The sequence below is a fragment of the Pseudomonas sp. BAY1663 genome (assembly GCF_000582595.1).
Taxonomy (GTDB): domain Bacteria; phylum Pseudomonadota; class Gammaproteobacteria; order Pseudomonadales; family Pseudomonadaceae; genus Stutzerimonas; species Stutzerimonas stutzeri_AF.
This window is the reverse complement of the sequence record NZ_AZSV01000177.1, coordinates 1-2,210: the sequence shown is the minus strand read 5'-3', so window position 1 is coordinate 2,210 and position 2,210 is coordinate 1. Positions and strand designations below refer to the sequence as shown.

The window sequence follows — 2,210 nt, the reverse complement described above, 5'->3', positions numbered from 1 at the left end:
CGTCACCGTCCGGGTCGCGCTGCCGGCGCCGCGCGGGCGCAACGTGCCGCTGCAGGAGCGCGCGGTCATCCAGCTCAGCGGCTTCGTCGGGGTGCGCTGATGGCCTCACGCATGCGCGCCGCCGCCGGCTTCACCCTGCTCGAACTGCTGATCGCCATCGCCCTGTTCGCCCTGCTCGGCCTGGGCACCTACCGCATGCTCGAAGCGGTGCTGCGCAGCGACGAGGCGGTGCGCGCCCAGGAGCTGCAGCTGCGCGAGCTGAGCCGGGCGCTGTGGGCGTTCGAGCGCGACCTGCAGCAAGTCATCGGCCGGCCGATCCGCGACGGCTTCGGCGACGAACGCAACGCCTTCATCGGCCAGTTGGGCGGCGAGGATGGCGCACCGCTGCTGGAGCTGACCCGTGCCGGCTGGCGCAACCCCACCGGCCTGCGCCGCGCCAACCTGCAGCGAGTGCGCTGGCGGCTGGCCGGGAGCAATCTCGAACGGGTCTACTGGGTGGTGCTGGACCGCGACGTCGACAGCGAGCCGCGGGTGCAGCGGGTACTGGAGAACGTGCAGGGCCTGCAACTGCGCTACCTGGACGAGGACGCCGTGTGGCACGAGGAATGGCCGCCGTTCGATTTCGGCCGCGGCGGCCAGGCGGAGGCGGCCGAGCGGCTGCCCGCCGCGCTGGAGCTGAGCCTGGAACACCCGCGCTACGGCCGCATCACACGCCTGCTGCGCCTGCCCGATCCGGCGCCGCAGGACGCCCGGCAGGCGCTGCCCGGTGCCGAGGGCGTGCCCGAGCCGTTCGAAGGGGAGCTGCCGCAATGAGTCGCCAGCGCGGGGTGGCGCTGATCACCGTGCTGCTGGTGGTGGCCATCGTCACCGTGGTCAGCGCGGCGATGGTGGCGCGCCAGCAGTTGGCGATCCGCGCCAGCGCCAACCAGCTGCAGGCGCGCCAGGCCTGGCACTACGCCCTCGGCGGCGAGGCGCTGGCCCAGGCCATGCTCGCCCGCGACCTGCAGGACGGCGGCGAACCGGGTGCCGGCATCGACCATCTGCAGGAAGCCTGGGCGCGACCGCTGCCGGCCTTCGAGATCGACCAGGGCGAGATCATCGTGCGCATCGAAGACCTGGCCGGGCGCTTCAACCTCAACGCCCTGCTGCGCGACCAGCAGCCCAACCCCGCGGCCGTCGAGCAGTTTCGCCGCCTGCTGCTGCGCCTGCAGATCGATGCGCCCTATCCGGAGCGCCTGCTGGACTGGCTCGACGCCGACCAGCAGCCGGGCGCCGAGCTGGGCGCCGAGGATAATGCCTACCTCGGCCTCGACCCGCCCTATCGCAGCGCCGGGCGCCGGCTCTACGACCTGTCCGAGCTGCGCCTACTGCTGGACATGCGCGAGGAGGATTTCCAGCGCCTGGCGCCTTATGTCACCGCGCTGCCGGCGGACGTGCCGCTGAACGTCAACACGGCCAGCGCCCTGCTGCTGTCGAGCCTGGGCGACAACCTCAGCCTGGGCGCTGCCGAGTCGCTGGTCGCGCTGCGCCACCGCGCGCCGTTTCGCAACAGCGCGGCCTTCCTCGCGCAGCCGGCCATGGCCGGTACTACGCTGCAAGGCACTGCGCTGGCGGTTGGCAGTCAATTCTTCCAGGCCACCAGCGAAGTGCGCCTGGGCGATCGCCGGCTGGCGCTGGTCAGCCTGCTGCAGCGCGAGCAGGACGGCAGCGTCCGCGTGCTGGCGCGCAATCTCGGCCAGCCTGCCCGGCTGGCCTCACCGAACGGGAGCCGACCCTGACCATGGATTGCCTTTTCCTGCCCGCCGACTGCCCGGCCCGGCTCATTGCCGAGACCCGCGTCTACTGGTTGCCCAAGGACGAACCCGGACGCTGGCAGGCGCTGGGCGAGTGCAGTGCTGCCGGCGCGATCAGCCTGGTGCTGCCGGCCGAGGTCTGCAGCTTCTTCGCGGTCAACCTGCCGACCCGCAAGGCGCGCTGGATGCAGCAGGCGCTGGCCTATGCCGCCGAGGAACTGCTGGCCGAGAACGTCGACGAGCTGCACCTGGCGCTCGGCGAGGTGCTGGCGGACGGTCGCCAGCGGGTCGTCGCCATCGGCCGCCAGCGGCTGGGCGACTGGCTGGCGCAGTTGCGCGAGCTGGGGTTGCCGGTCGTCGCCATCCACGTCGATGCCGACCTGCTGCCGCGCAAGGCGACCCAGCTGCTGTTCCTCG

Annotated in this window: 3 protein-coding genes; all 3 read left to right on the top strand. The window is 72.3% G+C overall.

The genetic code is table 11. From position 1 onward, the window contains the following. The first annotated feature begins 99 nt into the window (after nt 1-99). The gene (gspJ, locus tag BAY1663_RS22535; protein ID WP_037045311.1) at nt 100-813 is read left to right on the top strand and encodes a type II secretion system minor pseudopilin GspJ; all 714 of its coding nucleotides are present in this window, start codon (nt 100-102) and stop codon (nt 811-813) included. Beyond that, the gene (gene gspK, locus BAY1663_RS22530) at nt 810-1,778 is read left to right on the top strand and encodes a type II secretion system minor pseudopilin GspK (protein WP_037045309.1); all 969 of its coding nucleotides are present in this window, start codon (nt 810-812) and stop codon (nt 1,776-1,778) included. The genes gspJ and gspK overlap by 4 nt, the downstream gene beginning before the upstream one ends. 2 nt (nt 1,779-1,780) lie before the next feature. After that, the coding region (gspL, locus tag BAY1663_RS22525) for a type II secretion system protein GspL (RefSeq protein WP_037045307.1) at nt 1,781-2,210 on the top strand (430 nt) is incomplete at its 3' end.